Origin of the sequence: Bremerella volcania (assembly GCF_007748115.1) — a bacterium.
Taxonomy (GTDB): Bacteria; Planctomycetota; Planctomycetia; order Pirellulales; family Pirellulaceae; genus Bremerella; species Bremerella volcania.
The window spans coordinates 1,697,914-1,714,544 of sequence record NZ_CP036289.1 but is presented as its reverse complement, the minus strand read 5'-3'; the positions used below and the strand labels follow the sequence as shown (position 1 = coordinate 1,714,544).

Sequence of the window (16,631 nt, the reverse complement as noted above, 5' to 3'; positions counted from 1 at the left end):
TTCCTTACTTATCGGCGTCGAGCTTGGCACGAACCGAAGGCGGCAGAAACGTGCGTAGTTTTTGTTCGATGACTCGCGGATTCTCGCCGGACTGAATCGCCATGATGCCGCGAATGACGATCTCCATCCCGAGTAGTTCTTGCTTGTTCAAAAAGCCTAACTTCTCGGAAAACGGGAGGAAAAAGACGTTCGAGACGATGGCCCCATAAAGCGTCGTTAGCAGTGCCACGGCCATACCGGAACCAATCGAACTGGGGTCGCTCATATTGCCGAGCATGATGATCAGCCCGAGCAGCGTACCGATCATCCCGTAGGCCGGAGCAAATCGTCCCATCTGGTCGGAAACGGCCTTGGCATCGCGGTGCCGTGTTGCGACGGCATCCATTTCGGTCCGCATGATATCTTCGATGGCGTCCGGACGAGTGCCGTCCACGGCCATTTGAATCCCCGTGATGATAAACGGGTTATCGATTTCGCTGATGCGATTTTCCAGGGCCAACAGGCCATCACGACGAGCCGTTTCAGCCAGGCTGACGATCTGCTTGATCAGTGCACCGTAGTCGGTTGCCTTGTTCAGAAAGACCACCTTCAGCGACATGGGCATGCCGAGCATCGACTTCAACGGGAACGCGATCATGCACGCCGCCAAGGCCCCGCCGCAAACCACAAGAAGCGACGGTACGTCGACGAACGCCATCAGGGATGAACCTGGTGCGATCAAGATGGCTACGAGAATCAGTCCGATCGCAGCCAAAAGTCCGACGACGGATGCGATATCCATGGCGTTTTATTCTATTTTTCCCCGGTGTCTGGCCGGGCAAATCCTGGGGGTAACAAATTTTTGCGTTGGTGGTACTCGATTACGCGATCTACGACAACGTCAGTTCCCTCTTGAACGACAATCCGATCCCCGTTGGTCAGGGTAATGAACGTGTCGGGATTGGCTTCCACATACCGAATTAGCTCGGCATTCAATACGAACGGCTCGCCACCGAGTCGGGTCAACTTGATCATCCTGGCCGTCCTATTCGAAGCACGGAATGCCTAGTACGCTTAATTAGCGCACTAGGCTTTCAACCGTAGGTCAATATTTAGAACGTGCTAGCGTTTTATCGCCGCAGGTTCAAAAGTTCGTCAAATAGCTGCTGGGCAGTCGTGATCACCCGAGAACTACCTCGATATTGGGTCGAAGCCAGAATCAGGTCGATCAGGTTGCCACCGATGTCCGTATTGCTCAGCTCCACGGCACCGGCGATGACGTCACCCAAGCCGTCTGCTCCCGGGTCGCCAGTTACCGGCAGACCGGAGTTCACGCCGGTGGCGTACAAGTTTTCGCCACGCTGCTCCAAACCCGTTGGATTGCCAAAACGGGCCAATTGCAGCATGCCCAGGTCGCGGTCGACACCGTTGGAGAACACGCCACGAATCACGCCGTCTTCACCAATGATGAAGCTGTTGAGCGTACCCGTACCGGAACCGTCCTGCCGCGAGGCGTTGAGCGTGGGCTCGTCGGCGGCCAGGCCAGACAACTGCGTGAAGTCCAAATCGAACTCCAACGGCGACTGCGATGGGATGTCTCGGCGCTGGATTGTGACGGTGTTGTTGTCGGTACCGACGAAGTTACCATCACCATCGAAGTAGATGAGCCCCGTACCCACCGCGATTTCCGCTTCGCCGATGTCACCGGTGTCCATGGCGGCATCGTTGTCCGGCGAGTCGGCGTACCAGCGGTAAACCGTGTTGGTTCCGTCCCGACTTTCAAGCGTGGCGGTCACGCGAACATTCACCGGAATACCCAGCGTATCGTAGACCACGAAGTCCGATACGGCACTTTGACCAACCGCTTCCTGAACCGTACCGAAGTTAAGATTCGGGTTCTGCAGCACACCGCTGTTGTTATCCAGAGTGAACGACGAAAGTTTGATATCGACCGCGTTGTCTTCGCCGTTATTCGCGACGACGCGAATACGCCCATCGGAAATCGAAATTCCTTGCGACAACGTTCCCGATTCGCCGGGAATCGAGTTGGTCGAACCGGGGATCGGGTTGGCGTTGCCGTTCACTGATGGCTGAATACCGGTTGACGACTGGATGAACTCAAGCAGTTCCTGCACGATGGTCGTATCGGTAATCGTGAAGGTCTTTTCGGAGAGTCTGCGATCACCCTTGTATCCAGTAAAGCTGAGTTCGCCGACTTCAAAGACGTTTTCAAAATTCAGCCCGTCACGCTTCACGACGTCGACCAGCAGGGTATTCGAGTCGATTTTAGGACCGTCCAGGTCAATGGCCTTGTTGCCGGGAATGGACAAGTCTGAGATAGCCGAGTCGGGCGTCATATCAATAAAGTCTTCACCCGGATCAAGCTCTTCCACCAGGTAGAAGTTTGCCGAATCGGTCGAGAGGTTTCGATAGATTCGGACCTTATCGTAGGCCGGGAAACCACCTTCCGGCGGAGGAGTTGGCGGAAGCGGCAAGTTGGATAGTTCGATTCGACCGTTAACCACGTTTTGCGGACCGATGGCCAACGACGGACGTGACTCTTCTTCACCCGATCGAGCAAACGTGACCAGGTAGGTATAGTTGCCGTTGATTGTCTGGGCGTCGAGTAGATTAGTCGTCAGCGGAGTGCTGCCGTCGTCGACGTACGGCGCGGCCGCGGCGGCCATCGTCAGTGTATCCAACTCGTAGAAATCCGAGCCACCAGCGGCGGTTCGGTAAATCCGCACCGAATCGTAGTCGACGCTGGTCGGAAGGTTATCGAGAACAACCGAGTAGCCATTTCCATCGGCCGGGCTTCCGGACACGGTCACAGTATGCGAATTGGACGGAGCCGTCTCGTTACCGGAACCATCGATGAACGTGTAACGATATTGATAAACGTCGCCACCACTGAGCGTACCGTCGACCCCGGTACCACCAATCATCGACGCACTCAACTGCGTGGCCGTTGGTGCGGCGGCCGTATCGGCCACCGGCGAACCCATCGCGGTCGAACTTACCAGGAAGTAAGTCGCACCGCCGTCATTGCTGCGGTACATGTTCAACTGCGAGAACGAACTCGATTGAGGCGGGTTAGTGAACGTGACCGTGTTGTCATCTGCCGAGGCATTACCGTCGGCCAAGGTCACGGCATAGTCCGCCGACGCGAGCGTTTCGCCCGACAGGCCGGCATTCGAGAACGTGAAACGATAGTTGAAGTTGCCATCCGGCACCAAACCACCGGCGCCTTCCGTCTGGGCATCGGTCGTGGATGCCACGCCCGGAGTGACGGCCGAAGCGGTCGTCGTTGAGGTTATGTTTGGCTGAGTCGTGACGCCCACGTTGGTACTCGAAGTATCGGGGCGAGGCACGTTCGAGTTACCAAGGATCGCACTTTCGATCACCTGACCCTGCGTTGCCAGGTCGCCGGTCGCGGTCAGCGTACCTTCCAGATAGACGTTTTCGGTCGCTTTGGCAACGCTTTTGGCACCCAGTGGAATCGTGAGCGGCACCAGTTGGGTTCGTTGAATCTGGAAGCCTTCGTCGATACCAAATCCAAGCACGCGCTGGCCGGTGATCGTGACGAGTTCGTTTTGCGAATTCGTTTTGAAGATGCCGTTGCGGGTATACAACGTTTCGCCGTTGCCGCCTTCCACGATAAAGAACCCGTCCCCTTGGATGGCCAAGTCGGAAGGGCTGTTACTGACTTCGATGGTCCCCTGGGTGAAGTTCGGCGTGATTTCCGCGACCTTCGTACCAAGACCCGTTTGACGCGGGTTGGTACCACCATTGGAAGCCGTCGGCTTCGAACCGAGACTTTGGGTCTGCAGAAACTGAGTCGCAAAGGTTGCCTGCGATGCCTTGAAACCGACCGTTTGGGAGTTCGCCAGATTATTACCCGTGACGTCGATTTGCGTTTCAGCCGCCGTCATCCCGGTCAAAGCGGTCGACAGTGCAGATGCTAGACCCATGATTATGCTCCTTGCAATTTAAAAAACGTCTCCAAGTCCTTGGAGAGCGTGGTTGTTCTAGGTAGTCGTTTCTTCTGTCTCGTCACCGGAATCATCGCCGCCGTCGGTCGTGTCATCCGAGTCATCCCCCGAGTCCGTTCCATCCGTGCCGTCTGTCCCATCGGTAGGAGGATTCTGAACATTTGCCGGCAGAATCGTGAAGATGTCATCCATATTCACGTCAACCGTCTGGTCGCCCGTATTGACCTTCAACGTCAATTCTCGAGTCCCGTCATCGTTGGGAGCCAACTGTACGCTCTGCACCACGCCAAATAGAACGTACCCATCGTCGGTCAATGCCTGGACCTGCTTCCCGATCAAGCCACTCGCGGTCGAGATGCCCTGACTCTGCTGCATCGATTCCAGCGACTCGCGAAGTTGATCGGTCGCACCGATCTCGCGAATCTGGCTGATCTGCTGCAGCATCTCCGAGTTTTCCATCGGATCGAGTGGATCTTGATTCTGCAATTCAGTGATCATCAATTGCAGAAAGTGATCCATGTTCAACTCACGCAAGTCCGTAGGCTGCTTGGTGGATGAACTGGAACTATTAGTCGACGAACTAGAATCTACTCTTGACATGATTCGCTCACGAGTAAGTGAACTGCGGTTAATTTATTTTGTTATTGATCAAGTATGCCTTACGCATGCTTTTAAATTGTCACATTCAAATTACGACTATCACGTTCGGCGTCCTTGTTGACTATCTCACGGTTGTCGGAGGCAGACTCTTCCTCGCGACTTGCTTCCATCCCTTGGCGAGTTGAGTTCCGCGAACTGCCCTGTTGGTCGGATTGATCCGCGAAAGTCGACGCCGAACCATCCTGGGGCGTTTGCTGCCCCATCAGTTCGACTTCAAACTGCTGGACATTGATATTCGATTCGGCCAGTCGTTCGCGAAGTTGCGGGAGGTTCTCCAGCAAGACCTGCCGGGTGGCAGCATTCTCGGCTTCGATCTTGGCGGTCATATTGCCGTTTTCAACCTTGATCTCGACCTTCAATTGTCCGAGTTCCGAGGGATTCAAACGAATCTTGATCGACTGTCCTGGCGGCGTTGACTCGACGGCCCTGGCAACGCGGTTGATCAAGCGAATCTGCTGCTTGGGATCGAGTTGCGGTGTCTGGCCTGCCTCGGTCTTCTGGAGCGTTCCCCGCTGAAACCCCCGCTGTAGGAGCGAAGCCAGGTTGTTAACACCGGTGTTATTATTCGAGGTGCTGCTGCTAGTCGAAGACGTTGCCGATGGAGCGGTGCCCGATGCGGCCGCGGACAGTGCTTCGCTGGCTTTTGTCACGGCAGCCATGGTTGAGGTGTCGGCCGAACCGGTCGTGGCTGGCTCGACCACATCCACCGAGTTGGCCTTTTTGTTTTCGGCTCGCTGCGTCGACGTATTTTTTGGCTTCCGATCGGAAGAGTCGTCTTGCGCCGCGTCACCAGTCTCCAAGCTCACCTCGGATTCAACCGTTTCCTCGGAGACCTGTTCGACCGTATCGAGTTTCAGCTTCCCTTTCTCCTCAGAACGAACTTCGCTTGTCTCTTCGCCTGGTTTCCCTTCGACTCTTTCGGCAATCGCTTCCTCCTCGGCGACCGCGAATGTTTGCTCTTCCGAACCGTTTGATTTCTTTCGCACCGATTCGGGCGTTAACTGGGTGGTGAAATCATGCTCTTGGTTCGAGGCATCATCCGACTCTTCTGCCGTATCGAGCGGTTGATCCGCCGGCAGTTCGCCGGATTGTGGAGCTTCTTTTTGGTTGCCGGTGGCACGTACGACATCCGCTTGGGTTTGCTCTTCGACTTCGACTTGCTCCCCTTCCGTCAACGTATCGGGGGCACCCAGCAGTTGTTCTTGCTGCGTCGCCGCGGCAGCCGTTTCCAGGGCCGTTTGATCAGGTTTGCCTTCTTCGTCTTCCTTGGCAGCAGGTTGCTCGGAGAACTCAGCAGCGGCTACGACTTTTTCTTGTTCACCCGATGAATCCGCAGGCCGATCGGTATCCGCCGATTCCTTCGCACGAACTTCACTTCCATAGGAAGCCGACGAATCGTCGTATCCATCGTGAAGGTTAGGATCGTCGGTGGGTGCCGTGTAGGGATCGCTTGATGGCGCTGCGGTACCTGTCGATGCAACGGGGTCCAGCGACTTGCTGCCTTGGGTCGCCATGGCCTGGGACGACTTCATGATCAAGTCGAAGAACGCCATGGGATCAGCCGCAGAAGCGGAATTGCTTCGCGTCCCGCCTGACCAACCAGGCGTTGGATTCACTGAGTTTGATGATGACGATTCCATGAGATCCCTCGTTATTTGGACGGCGGCGCGAACTGCTGAAGTTGATCCCGGGCATCCCCCAGAATCTCCGTGTCCGGCACACCGCGTCTAATTTCGTCCAATATGTCCGCCAGTTTTTGTTGTTCTTCTTCCGAGCGAAATTCGCCCATGATCTTCTTTCGCTTATCCGTTGACATAGCCTTGACGATCTTTACCACGTCGATCATCGCTTCGTCATCCCGCTGCAGCATCATCAGGATCTGCTCTTTGGCTTGCCTTGGATCCAATGCCTCCAGTGTCCTCTGCACTTCGACGATTGCCTCGTCCAGCACGCCCTCTTCCAGCCCCTTCAAACGCTGATCGAAACCCTGCTTGAGTTGGTCATAGCGACGGCGTTCTTCCATCAAGCTCGACTGCATGTTGCGGAGGTTTTCAATCCCCGTATCCAAGGCCTGCAAGCGAAAGTCGAGTGCCAGGTGACGTTGGGCACGTTCGTCGATGATCTGCTGCATATCGGGTTCTTCGTTATCTTCTTCCGGCACATCCTTGTTCTGAACTTCTTCCCGGATGGCATCCTCGTCGATCCCATACACAATGGCCATCAACGAGTAAAAGCGGTCCTTGGTGAACGTCCCCGAGTTGGTGAACACGGCGACACAAATCACCTGTGCCAGCACGGTTGCCACACACAGGTAGGCGAAAAACGCTCCCGCCATTCGTACCAAAGCCACGGCTATTCTCCTTTACGCATGAAACCGCTCAGGGCGATCTCGTCCATTTGTTTTGATTCTTGGGCAGTTTCCAACTGCAGGTGCTGCTCGTGTTTTTGCTCTTTGAGTTTTTCTAGCGTTCTGACTTCATGGTCCGCATCAATCAGGGCCTGACGCCGCTGCTGAATGTGCGGTTGAAGCTTGACCATTAGTTGCTGTTTCTCGGCCTGCAAAGCTTTCAAAAACACCACTTCACGCTGCGAGGCGGTGATCAGGTCAACATTGAGCGAACCCGCCTGAGTCAGGCCGCGAATGTAGGTGTGCTGATCTTGGATGTCACTTTCGATTGCCTCTTGATGTTCCTTGAGTTGCTGTTCGGCCCGCAACACTTCAGCAAGTTCCGCGCGACACTGATCCCGTGCGGCGATCTTGAGCCGCAGGTAAGTCTCGAGTCGGAAACGGAACTTGGACATGATGATTTACTTCCTACCTATTTGGAGGCGATTCTAGGGTTACCGGCGGCCTGAAGGTTCGGCTGAGCAATACTGCATTTGCGAACCAGGGCCATCAACTGTTCTTGGGCAGACTGAACGCTTGCTTGTTCATCCACACGTTGGCGTAGGAATCGGTCGATCTCGTCCTTCAGGCGAATGGCCATATCAATGCGTGGATTGGAACCTTGGCGATACGCCCCGATGTTGATCAGGTCTTCGTTCTCGGCATAGGTGGCCATCAGATCACGAATCACGATCGCCCCGGTGCGAACTTCCTCACTTACCAGGTCGTTCATCAGACGGCTGATGCTTTGCATGACGTCGATTGCCGGGTAATGACCTTTCCCGGCGAGCTTCCGCGACAGGACAATGTGCCCGTCAAGCAAACCACGCACCGTGTCGGCAACCGGTTCGTTCGTGTCGTCCCCTTCGACCAGCACGGTGTAAAACGCCGTGATGCTTCCCTGCTTCGTGCGGCCAGTGCGTTCCACCAGGCGTGGAAGCATGGCGAACATCGACGGGGGATAGCCTTTGGTCGTGGGAGGCTCGCCGGCGGCCAGGCCGATCTCGCGCTGGGCCATGGCGAAACGTGTCACGCTATCCATCAGGAAGAGCACATTCTTGCCACTTGCCCGAAACGATTCGGCAATGCTGGTCGCGGCCATTGCCGCTTGCACCCGCTGAATGGCCGGTTGATCGCTCGTCGCCACGACCACCACGCTGCGAGCCATTCCTTCGGGGCCCAGGTCTCGCTCGATGAAATCGTTCACTTCGCGGCCCCGTTCTCCGATCAGGGCAATCACATTCACATCGGCCGACGTGTAGCGGGCCATCATCCCCAGCGTGACGCTCTTGCCGACGCCACTACCGGCGAAGATGCCCACACGTTGGCCAAGCCCGCAGGTCAACATGCCGTCGATGGCACGGACGCCGGTCGAGATGGTTTGATCGATCCGCGGCCGGTTGATCGCATTGGGTGGATCCTGGTCTAAACGGACTCGATCTGCCGCGATCGGAGGGGGAAGATTATCGACGCAGTTCCCATGGGCATCCAGCACGCGGCCCAGCAGTTGTTCTCCGACGCCCACCGTGCGGAATGAATGGGTCAAACGTACGCGATTACCGCGACGAATGCCCTGCACGCCAGTCAGCGGATAGATGAGCGTGTGCTCGCCCTTGAAGCCAATCACTTCGGCGGGGATAGGCGGACCGACTTGCCGTTCGATCTCCACGACGGCACCAATTGGCACGGGAAACCCGGCAACGGCGGTGGTGGTGCCGAAGGTTTCGACAACACTTCCGATCACTGCCGTCGGCATCACTTGATTGAGTCGACTCTTGAGGGATGCGATCATGAGGCACCTCCCAGTTCGTCGGCGATCCGCGACAACTGAGTCTCGATGCGGTTGTCGATCGAACCAAACTTGGTTTCGACCACGCAGCCGCCGCGGCTGATGGAAGGATCGGCAATGATCTGCGTCGCGGCAAGCTTCTTCAGCTCGTCGCACAGCATCGCTTCGCCGCTTTGCATGCTGCTTAAGTCTTGTGGATTGAGCCGAACGTGAATCTCGCCGCAGCCAGATGCCAATTGCAACGACTCGCGAACGAGCGTGGCCGAAATCTGAGGATCGCTGGCGATCTCGCGGCGGATCACCTTCTCGGCAATGGCGACGGCAACCTGCAGACCGGCCTTTTCCCACTGATTGAGCCAGTGCTGACGCTCGGTTGTCAGGTCTTGCACCAACGTTCGCAGCGCCGGCAGTAGCGTCGCGGCGTGCTGATCGACTTCGATCTTAAGCGATTCACGGGCCTTTTGTTCGGCGGCCTGGCGTCCCTCGGCTTCGGCCTTGGCACGGATCTGCTTGGCTTGCTCTTGGGCCTGCTTGATGATGTCGGCGGCCTTGAGCTTCACGTTGTTCAGGTCGCTTTGTGCCTTGTCCGAAACGTCGTGCAGATTGAATGCGACGGTCGAAAGCGTGTGGGCTTCGTGCTCGAGTTTGCCTGATTTGATGACTGCCATGCTGCGTTCTCCTTATGCGGCTGCCTGAAGGTGGCTCGTGGGGTGAGCCTGGGAAGCCACAAGCAACGAATCCGCTGCCAGGCACATCTGTCGTTTCGCGTGGTCGATATCGGCCAACAGCACCGGTTGCATTTCACGAATCTTCCGTTCAAGCAGTTTCACGTCCCCTGCCCCAAGCCCGCGTGAGATCCGCTTCATCACCGCCGGCGAGGCACCACACAACGCCAACAGCACGACCTTGGGACCGGCTTGATGCAGCACCTTGGCGAGCGAAGCATCATCCAGCACGGCAAAGCGTTCGAAGGGAAACTTGGGCTGCGGCCATTCTTGCGGGGTTGTTTCTTTCTTGGGAGCAAGTTTAGGCGCTTCCTCGATCGGTTCAATCTTGGGCTCCATTTTCGGCTCTGGTTTAGCCGGGACAGGTGAGAACGGAATCGCTGTCGGCTGGGGCATTGGCTTTTTAGAGACTAGCCGTTCGACTTCGATCTCCTTCATTGCCTCCAATTCACCCGGAAGCTGCGAGCCTCGGCTGCGAAGCTCGGCGAGTAGTTGTTCGGCTTGATCGCCAGACGAGGCCTTCAGGATTGCCTGGGCTGCAGCCATTCCAAGTCGGCGGCGTTCGAATGCCAACACCTGACGTGAAACGATCTGCTTGATGCGCGATTCGATGTCGGCCACAATCTCTTGCGAAGGCTCGTCGAGCTGCGTGATGCGATGGACGACGTCGGCTTGGAGTCGAGCAGGCAGCTGTCGCAGGATCTCCGAGGCCCGCTCGGGACGAAGATAGCTCATCACGACGGCCGTAACCTGCGGATGCTCTTGTTCGAAAAAGGGTGCCAGCATCTCGCTCGGGGCGTCGTTCAAGAAGGCAAATGGCGGCGGAGTGGGTGCGGACGTTTCGACGGTAGCCATATGCAATGGTTCTTCGTATGTGAACTCCAACTCGACGCCAGGATCATCGGCAGGCAACGGTCGCCCCGAATTACGCAGAAACTCATCGAGAACGGTCCGCCGCTCTTCGTCCGTTACGTTATCCAACTCGATCGACATCCAACGAATCTGGGAAGCGACCTCTTCCGGTATGCTATCGAGAAGCTTATCGGCCGAGGCTTCATCCAAGCTGGCAATGACGATGGCTGCTTTGCGGATTGTTTCAGGGGAAGTGCTCATGATGTTTCTCTAAAAAGTGCGACAACCTTGGGGGCACTTAGTTGGGACTTCCGATCCAGGTTTGCAAAATTCCCAAAGCCGTATCGGGATCTTCGCGAACCATGTCGGCCAGTTCGTTCTTTAAGTTCGGACCGCCGCCTTGGGCGAAGCGTTTCTTCAAAAGACCTTGCATCGATCCTTCTGGCTGCTCTTCTTTCTTCTCGACTTTGGCTTGAGCCGCGGCGGGATCTTCGAGCTTGAAGGCCTCGGCCTGATCCGGAGCACCGGCGCCGCTCTTAAGCATGCTACGGAGCATGAACAGGCCCACAACGGCGAAGCCAATCGTGGCCATGGTTTGCCAATTGGTCGCTACCCAAGCCATGGCCGTATCGGCAACGGCAGGCTCCGGGGTTGGGGTCTCTGGAAGCTGGGGAGCCGTCCAGACGTAAACCTGCGGATAGGGATCGTCCCCCTTGGCTTGCTCCGGCAGTAGCGTCACTACGGTCGTTTCCACCGTCTTTTTGGTTTCGTCTTCGATCTTCTTCAGTTCGCCTGGATCAGGCGTCTTGGGCTGCTGACCGGCGGGGGTTGGGTTACGCGAATTCCAGACGTCGACGTAATACTGACTGGGAATGCTGACCGAAACGGTAACTCGCTTCGGCGTAAGCGATGCCAGCTGCTTTTGGGTGTAGTCCTGATTGGTAACGGCAAGCGTCTCTTCACGATTCGATTCCGAGGTTTGCTCGGTCATTGGGGGGCTGCTGACGGAAGTGGGTTGGTTCGGGCCCTGACGTTCCAAGCCTGGTTGACCGGCGTTCGAGGGCGTTCGCTTGACTTCCGACGACTTCTCGGCGGTTGAAGCCAACGGCGTCGGCCGTGGATCGTACTTGATCCCCTTCTCGATGCGGTTCATCTCAGGGTCGAGTTCGACGTTCACCGTCACGTTGCTGCCGCTGATGAATCGCAGGGCGTTGTCGATCGTTTCGGTCCAGTGTTCCTCGAACCATTTCTTCCGGGCCGCGTAGGGATCGTCATGGACCGAAGCCAAATCGTTGTCCGCTCCGCTGAAAGTCTTCCGCGTATTCAAGTCGGTCACGGAAACATGTTCGGCATCGAGACCGGCAATCGAGTGAGCGACGTAGTTTTGAACGCTTTTGACCGTCTTGGGGTCGATCTCTTCCGAACCGCTGGGACGCACCACCACCGAAGCCGTGTATACCTTCTTGCGAGGAAAGCCCCCTTTGTCCTCGATGTCGTACTGCACCGAGGCGTACTCGATACCGCGCATGTTACGCAGCACAAGCGCCATCTCCTTTTCCCGGGCAACCTTCTGCCGGTCGGCACGATGGGCTTCCGATTCAAACGGACTGGCCTGTCCGATGGCATCTGTCATGCTGTCGTGGAAGTCAGGTGGAATGGCGTTGTTCTTGACCAATGCGGCGATGTAATCGACACGGCGGCTACGCGGCACATAGATCTGGCTGCCGATTACCTCGTAGTCGTCGAGTGCTTCAGAAGCGAACGCGGCAAGAATGGCCTTTTGATCGGCCGGAGCGATCGGAGCGCCCGACAAAATCGGGACGTCCTTCTGGAACATGTTGCTTTGAAACAGAAAAGCGACACTCGTAACAATGGCAATGACCAATAGGCCTGCGATGATCCGGGAACCGGGTGTCATCGAGACAAACAGGTCTTTGACTTGTTCAAACGCTTTGTTCAAAAAGTCCATCCGTGGACCCTTCAAGCTGCGGAATCGTGTGGATTAGTTTTACTAGGTAACCGCCAAATCCTTCGGCTGCTACGATATCTCTCTTAAACGCGAATATCTTTCACTTCGGCGTAGGCTTGCATCATCTTGTTGCGCACCTGCAGCATCATTTTGAAGGACATGTCGGCTTTCTGAACGGCGGTCAACACCTCGGCCGGGTTAACATCGCCGCCGGTGAACAGGGACTCGACCGCACGGTCGGCATCCTGTTGCATCTGGTTTACTTCCTGAATTCCTTCGAGCAGGAATTTGCCGAACGACTCTGGCCCATTCTCCGGCTTGCCTGGCAAGGGATTGGGGGTCTGAGGGATGTTCAGTTGCTGTTGAATTGCGTTAATGGATGCCATCGGGGGGAAGTTCCATCAATTACGCCAAAATACGGAGCGTTTGGCTCGTCATGTTCTTGGTCATTTCAATCACACCCACGTTCGATTCGTAGGCTCGGCTTGCCTCCAACGCATCGACAAATTGTTCCGTCATGTCGACGTTGGGATACTCGACATACCCTTTCCATTTGCCATCTTGGATGGCCAAGGGATGATCAGGCTGCCAGCGTCGCTTCGGCTCGACATCGTCTTCACGAACCTCGGCAACTTTCACCCCAGCAGCGCCGCTGGAAGTTGCCAACTCGTGGTCGGTTTCCAGGATGACGTGCTTGGCCTTGTAAGGACCAATGCGGCCGTTGGCGTCACGTAGTGAGGACATATTCGCAATATTCTGCGAAATCGTGGTCAGGCGTTCGCGTTGTGCGATGAGCCCACTGGTGCTGATATCCAATGCGGAGATCATGAGGACGTCCTTTCCTGACTAAGTAAAATCCGTTGGGGGGTTAAACGCGTTCACTAATGGCGACGCCCAACAAACGAAACTGGCTTTCCATGATCGCCAAGGCCGTGTTGTGCATCGTCTGGTTCTTGGACAGCTCGGCGACCTGCTTTTCGATGTCGAGGTTGCTCTCGTCGTGAAACAAAATGCCGTTGAGCGAATCCTTCACCTCCCGCATTGGGTCGCCGTCCTTGGTGTGGACGAGCCCCTGCGAGATGGGTTCGTTGGGGTTGTTTTTTCGCTCGATCGCCTCGGAAAGCACTTCGTGAAAGCGATCGACGTTCAGGTCGCGTCCCTTGTAACCGGGTACGCGCTGGTTGGCGATGTTGGTCGCTAAAATGGAGTGACGCTTCTGCGCGAAGTTGACGACCTGTTCGAGAACAGGAACGGTATTCGCGTTGAAGATCGAGTTTTCCATCATGGGCTTCCTTACGCTTGTCGCCTGGTGTATTGCAAAGGGTGTGCCGATCTAAGCCTGCTGACGTTGGTCACGGCCTGCGTGCCCGCAAAGTTTGCCTGCTTCGGCAAATCTTGCGGCAAGCCACTTCCAGGGCCAAGTTTCGGAAGTGAAAACCGGCAATTGTTGCCGATCCATTTCCGGAATGTTTTGCTGATAGCACACCCAACACACGTTCCTTAAACATGAGCGAAAGTACGGGCCCGGGGTGCCAGGCCGTAGCTTCGCAGTTTGTTACTCAACGTCCGCACACTAATCCCCAGAGCCGTCGCGGTCTTTTCGCGATGCCCTTCATAGTGCTCGAGCGTTTGTTCGATCAGTTGTCGTTCCATGTCTTCCAGACGCATGCCGACGACGGAAACGTTGCCGGTCGACTGGAGCGAAATCGATTCCTGGTTGTTCTCGCTAAGCCAAGGTCGAATCTGTTCGGGGGTCAGATCGTGGCCGATCGTCAGTAGAGCGGCTCGCGTGATGATGTTCTCCAACTCGCGAACATTGCCGGGCCAGGGATGACTTTGCAGCAACTCCATCGCCGAATCCGCAACCGTTAGCATCTCACGCCCCACACGAACCACCGCCGCGTTGAGGAAGTAATCGACCAACACCGGGATGTCTTCGGTGCGACTACGAAGTGGCGGAAGCTCAATCGGGACGACGTTTAACCGGTAATAAAGGTCTTGGCGAAAACGACCGGCCGCGACTTCGGCCAGCAGATCGCGGTTGGAAGTTGCCAGCACCCGTACGTCGGCTTCCACTGTCGCACTGCTGCCTACCTTCTCGAATCGTTTTTCCTGCAGCACGCGAAGCAGCTTGGCCTGCAGCGGCAGATCGATCTCGGTGATTTCGTCGAGCAAAATCGTTCCCTTGTCGGCCAGCTCAAAACGACCGATCCGGGCGTGATCGGCACTGGTAAACGCACCTCGTTCGTGGCCGAACAATTCGCTTTCCATCAGGTGAGCCGAAAGAACTGGGCAATTCAGGCTGATCATCGCCTGGGCGCGACGACGGCTGGCTTGATGAATCGACCGGGCAACCAGTTCCTTGCCGGTGCCACTTTCACCGGTGATCAGAATCGTTTCGTCCGTCGGTGCCACTAGTGCGATCCGCTGACGCAAGGTCTGCATGGCCGAGCTATCGCCGATCATCACGACCGAATCGCTATCGCCACCCGGTGGAATCGCGGTCGCACGATCGCCGCGGCTGGTCGACTCGATGGCTCGCTGAATCGCCGATTCGAGCGATTCGACCTGGACCGGCTTTTCCAGGTAATCGAGCGCACCGAACCGCATCGCATCGACCGCCGTATGAATGCTTCCGTGGGCGGTGACCATCACCAGTTGTGTCTTCTCATGCTTGGCGCGGACTTCCCGCACCAGTTGCAGCCCATCCATGCCAGGCATCTGCAGGTCGGTCACCACGACGTCGAACGACTGTTTGGCGAGCCGCTCGAGCGCCTCGCGCCCGCTGCCGCAGCTAGCCGTTTGATAGCCGATCATCGAAACGGCATCACACAGGCTCTCGCGTGAGTGCGGGTTGTCGTCGACGATTAACACGGAATGACTGGGAGAGGTCTTTTTCATGGCGTCGATCATGCAGCTGCCTTCAGGGATTTCATCGGGAACATGAGCGTAAATGCGGCTCCAAAGTCGGGGCAGTTCATCGCAGTGACTTGCCCCTGGTGGACTTCCACGACTCGCTGGACGATTGCCAGGCCGAGACCGGTTCCGGTGCTCTTGGTGCTATAAAACGGATCGAAGATGCGTCGGACATCGGTGTGGGTAATTCCACAACCGGTATCCGCAAACTCGATTTCCAGGTGACCAAAGTTGACCTGAGAGGTGACGGTCAGGATGCCGCCGCTAGGCATCACATCCAGGGCATTGAGAATCAAATTCAGGAATGCTCGCTTGAGCATGTCTTTGTCGGCCAGCAGCATCTCTTGCTCGGTCAGGTCGAGACGCACTTGCACGTTCTGAGCTTGAAATTGTGGCGTCAGGTCTTCACAGATCTCTCGGATCATTCTTGAAGTCGGCACGTAGGCTTGGTTCGGTTGGCGATCGGCCGTGAAGTGCAGCAAGTCATCGACGGTCGTATTGAGAACGGTCAGTCCCGACTCGATCTTATCGACAATCCGCTTGGTATCCGGATCGCCATCGACTTTCCGCCTGAGTAGCCCTGTGTAAAGCGTTAGCGGCATCAGGCCGTTGCGGACTTCATGGGCAATGTGCGATGCGACCAGGCCAAGATCGGCCAGACGATTCTTACGTGCCAGCTCGCGATTCTTGACTTCCAACTCGTCGGTCAACCGCGTCACTTCTTTGCGAAGCGACTCGTGCGTCTCCTGCAGCCGGGCCGTCGCTTTGTCCCAACACGAAAGCAGTTCGCGCAGATCGATCGACTCGTCACTGCCAGAGAGATTCCAGAGGCGGTTGTTTTCAGACATCTTCGGTTCTTTGTTGGGAGAGGTCATGTTTTTAAGCGGACCTTTCTTACTCGGCGGTTAAATCGAAGCCGCGACTTGTGGGCATGTTCATGTCGTTGTACGCCGAAGCGGAATCAGCGGAGGTGTGCGTCTCTTGCAACAGTTTGGCGATTTCATCGCGGTGCGTGGTGACGATCTCGGTGCTCTTCTGTTCCAACTGCTTTAATTCGGTCAGCAGCACTTCGCACTGCTGAGCCTTTTGCGAACATTGGGTGCGTTCACTGGCACTTCGCCAAACACGCGCATCCGGGTTTTGCTGGCGAAACGGATCCATGGTGCGATCGATACGGGTTAAACGTTCAATCAATGTTTGCTTGGCAGCCAGCACGCGCATCAGGTCGTCGATGTAGTCGCTGTGTCCGGCCAATCTCAGTTGGTATTGCGAAAGGGTCAGCAATTGCGTCAGCACTTCGTGCTTCTGATCAATGAGCTGAACCAGTTGATCGGTTTCCTCAACGCAAGGCATACAAATCAGC

The 16,631-nt window shown here is 56.2% G+C and carries 17 protein-coding genes; all 17 read right to left on the bottom strand.

Annotated elements, in window-relative coordinates:
- Positions 1-4 precede the first annotated feature (4 nt).
- The 17 genes from Pan97_RS06945 to Pan97_RS06865 all read right to left on the bottom strand — a co-directional run bounded on the left by Pan97_RS06945 (position 5) and on the right by Pan97_RS06865 (position 16,621).
- Positions 5-781 carry a motility protein A gene (locus Pan97_RS06945; protein ID WP_144971391.1) on the bottom strand — a complete coding sequence of 259 codons (777 nt, stop codon included), beginning with the start codon at positions 779-781 and terminating at the stop codon, positions 5-7.
- Positions 782-792: 11 nt separating this feature from the next.
- A complete protein-coding gene (locus Pan97_RS06940; RefSeq protein ID WP_144971390.1) occupies positions 793-1,014 on the bottom strand; it encodes a flagellar FlbD family protein in 222 nt (73 codons plus the stop codon).
- A 95-nt stretch (positions 1,015-1,109) separates the two neighbouring features.
- A complete protein-coding gene (locus Pan97_RS06935) occupies positions 1,110-3,950 on the bottom strand; it encodes a flagellar hook-basal body complex protein (protein ID WP_144971389.1) in 2,841 nt (946 codons plus the stop codon).
- A gap of 57 nt (positions 3,951-4,007) precedes the next feature.
- Positions 4,008-4,571, bottom strand: coding sequence for a flagellar hook assembly protein FlgD (locus Pan97_RS06930; RefSeq protein ID WP_144971388.1), 564 nt, complete (start codon positions 4,569-4,571; stop codon positions 4,008-4,010).
- Positions 4,572-4,642: 71 nt separating this feature from the next.
- Complete coding sequence (locus Pan97_RS06925; RefSeq protein WP_144971387.1) at positions 4,643-6,271, bottom strand: flagellar hook-length control protein FliK; 1,629 nt, start codon at positions 6,269-6,271, stop codon at positions 4,643-4,645.
- An 11-nt stretch (positions 6,272-6,282) separates the two neighbouring features.
- Positions 6,283-6,981, bottom strand: a complete 699-nt coding sequence (locus tag Pan97_RS06920) for a hypothetical protein (RefSeq protein WP_144971386.1) — start codon at positions 6,979-6,981, stop codon at positions 6,283-6,285.
- Positions 6,982-6,983: 2 nt separating this feature from the next.
- Positions 6,984-7,433 carry a flagellar export protein FliJ gene (locus tag Pan97_RS06915; protein WP_144971385.1) on the bottom strand — a complete coding sequence of 150 codons (450 nt, stop codon included), beginning with the start codon at positions 7,431-7,433 and terminating at the stop codon, positions 6,984-6,986.
- A 17-nt stretch (positions 7,434-7,450) separates the two neighbouring features.
- Positions 7,451-8,809: a FliI/YscN family ATPase gene (locus tag Pan97_RS06910; protein WP_144971384.1), complete on the bottom strand. Its 1,359-nt coding sequence runs from the start codon at positions 8,807-8,809 to the stop codon at positions 7,451-7,453.
- Positions 8,806-9,474, bottom strand: coding sequence for a FliH/SctL family protein (locus Pan97_RS06905; RefSeq protein ID WP_144971383.1), 669 nt, complete (start codon positions 9,472-9,474; stop codon positions 8,806-8,808). Before Pan97_RS06905 ends, Pan97_RS06910 begins: the two co-directional genes overlap by 4 nt.
- Before the next feature lie 12 nt (positions 9,475-9,486).
- Positions 9,487-10,644 carry a FliG C-terminal domain-containing protein gene (locus Pan97_RS06900; RefSeq protein ID WP_144971382.1) on the bottom strand — a complete coding sequence of 386 codons (1,158 nt, stop codon included), beginning with the start codon at positions 10,642-10,644 and terminating at the stop codon, positions 9,487-9,489.
- A gap of 37 nt (positions 10,645-10,681) precedes the next feature.
- Entirely contained in the window at positions 10,682-12,352 is a 1,671-nt protein-coding gene (locus Pan97_RS06895; RefSeq protein WP_144971381.1) for a hypothetical protein, read from the bottom strand.
- Positions 12,353-12,435: 83 nt separating this feature from the next.
- Positions 12,436-12,738 carry a flagellar hook-basal body complex protein FliE gene (gene fliE, locus Pan97_RS06890; RefSeq protein ID WP_144971380.1) on the bottom strand — a complete coding sequence of 101 codons (303 nt, stop codon included), beginning with the start codon at positions 12,736-12,738 and terminating at the stop codon, positions 12,436-12,438.
- Positions 12,739-12,757: 19 nt separating this feature from the next.
- Positions 12,758-13,180, bottom strand: a complete 423-nt coding sequence (gene flgC, locus Pan97_RS06885) for a flagellar basal body rod protein FlgC (RefSeq protein WP_144971379.1) — start codon at positions 13,178-13,180, stop codon at positions 12,758-12,760.
- Positions 13,181-13,220: 40 nt separating this feature from the next.
- Positions 13,221-13,637 (bottom strand): flagellar basal body rod protein FlgB, encoded by a 417-nt coding sequence (locus tag Pan97_RS06880; protein WP_196782305.1) that lies wholly within the window; start codon positions 13,635-13,637, stop codon positions 13,221-13,223.
- A gap of 215 nt (positions 13,638-13,852) precedes the next feature.
- The gene (locus Pan97_RS06875) at positions 13,853-15,265 is read right to left on the bottom strand and encodes a sigma-54-dependent transcriptional regulator (RefSeq protein ID WP_196782304.1); all 1,413 of its coding nucleotides are present in this window, start codon (positions 15,263-15,265) and stop codon (positions 13,853-13,855) included.
- Positions 15,262-16,116: a sensor histidine kinase gene (locus Pan97_RS06870; protein ID WP_144971378.1), complete on the bottom strand. Its 855-nt coding sequence runs from the start codon at positions 16,114-16,116 to the stop codon at positions 15,262-15,264. Before Pan97_RS06870 ends, Pan97_RS06875 begins: the two co-directional genes overlap by 4 nt.
- 46 nt (positions 16,117-16,162) lie before the next feature.
- The gene (locus Pan97_RS06865) at positions 16,163-16,621 is read right to left on the bottom strand and encodes a flagellar export chaperone FlgN (RefSeq protein ID WP_144971377.1); all 459 of its coding nucleotides are present in this window, start codon (positions 16,619-16,621) and stop codon (positions 16,163-16,165) included.
- Between the last annotated feature and the right edge of the window lie 10 nt (positions 16,622-16,631).

Coding starts and splice junctions, on each gene's coding strand:
- Pan97_RS06865 (WP_144971377.1), bottom strand. CDS start 16,621: ATGCCTTGCGTTGAGGAAACCGATCAACTGGTTCAGCTCATTGATCAG.
- Pan97_RS06935 (WP_144971389.1), bottom strand. CDS start 3,950: ATGGGTCTAGCATCTGCACTGTCGACCGCTTTGACCGGGATGACGGCG.
- Pan97_RS06900 (WP_144971382.1), bottom strand. CDS start 10,644: ATGAGCACTTCCCCTGAAACAATCCGCAAAGCAGCCATCGTCATTGCC.
- Pan97_RS06910 (WP_144971384.1), bottom strand. CDS start 8,809: ATGATCGCATCCCTCAAGAGTCGACTCAATCAAGTGATGCCGACGGCA.
- Pan97_RS06940 (WP_144971390.1), bottom strand. CDS start 1,014: ATGATCAAGTTGACCCGACTCGGTGGCGAGCCGTTCGTATTGAATGCC.
- Pan97_RS06905 (WP_144971383.1), bottom strand. CDS start 9,474: ATGGCAGTCATCAAATCAGGCAAACTCGAGCACGAAGCCCACACGCTT.
- flgC (WP_144971379.1), bottom strand. CDS start 13,180: ATGATCTCCGCATTGGATATCAGCACCAGTGGGCTCATCGCACAACGC.
- Pan97_RS06895 (WP_144971381.1), bottom strand. CDS start 12,352: ATGGACTTTTTGAACAAAGCGTTTGAACAAGTCAAAGACCTGTTTGTC.
- Pan97_RS06925 (WP_144971387.1), bottom strand. CDS start 6,271: ATGGAATCGTCATCATCAAACTCAGTGAATCCAACGCCTGGTTGGTCA.
- Pan97_RS06875 (WP_196782304.1), bottom strand. CDS start 15,265: ATGATCGACGCCATGAAAAAGACCTCTCCCAGTCATTCCGTGTTAATC.
- Pan97_RS06915 (WP_144971385.1), bottom strand. CDS start 7,433: ATGTCCAAGTTCCGTTTCCGACTCGAGACTTACCTGCGGCTCAAGATC.
- Pan97_RS06880 (WP_196782305.1), bottom strand. CDS start 13,637: ATGATGGAAAACTCGATCTTCAACGCGAATACCGTTCCTGTTCTCGAA.
- Pan97_RS06930 (WP_144971388.1), bottom strand. CDS start 4,571: ATGTCAAGAGTAGATTCTAGTTCGTCGACTAATAGTTCCAGTTCATCC.
- Pan97_RS06870 (WP_144971378.1), bottom strand. CDS start 16,116: ATGTCTGAAAACAACCGCCTCTGGAATCTCTCTGGCAGTGACGAGTCG.
- fliE (WP_144971380.1), bottom strand. CDS start 12,738: ATGGCATCCATTAACGCAATTCAACAGCAACTGAACATCCCTCAGACC.
- Pan97_RS06945 (WP_144971391.1), bottom strand. CDS start 781: ATGGATATCGCATCCGTCGTCGGACTTTTGGCTGCGATCGGACTGATT.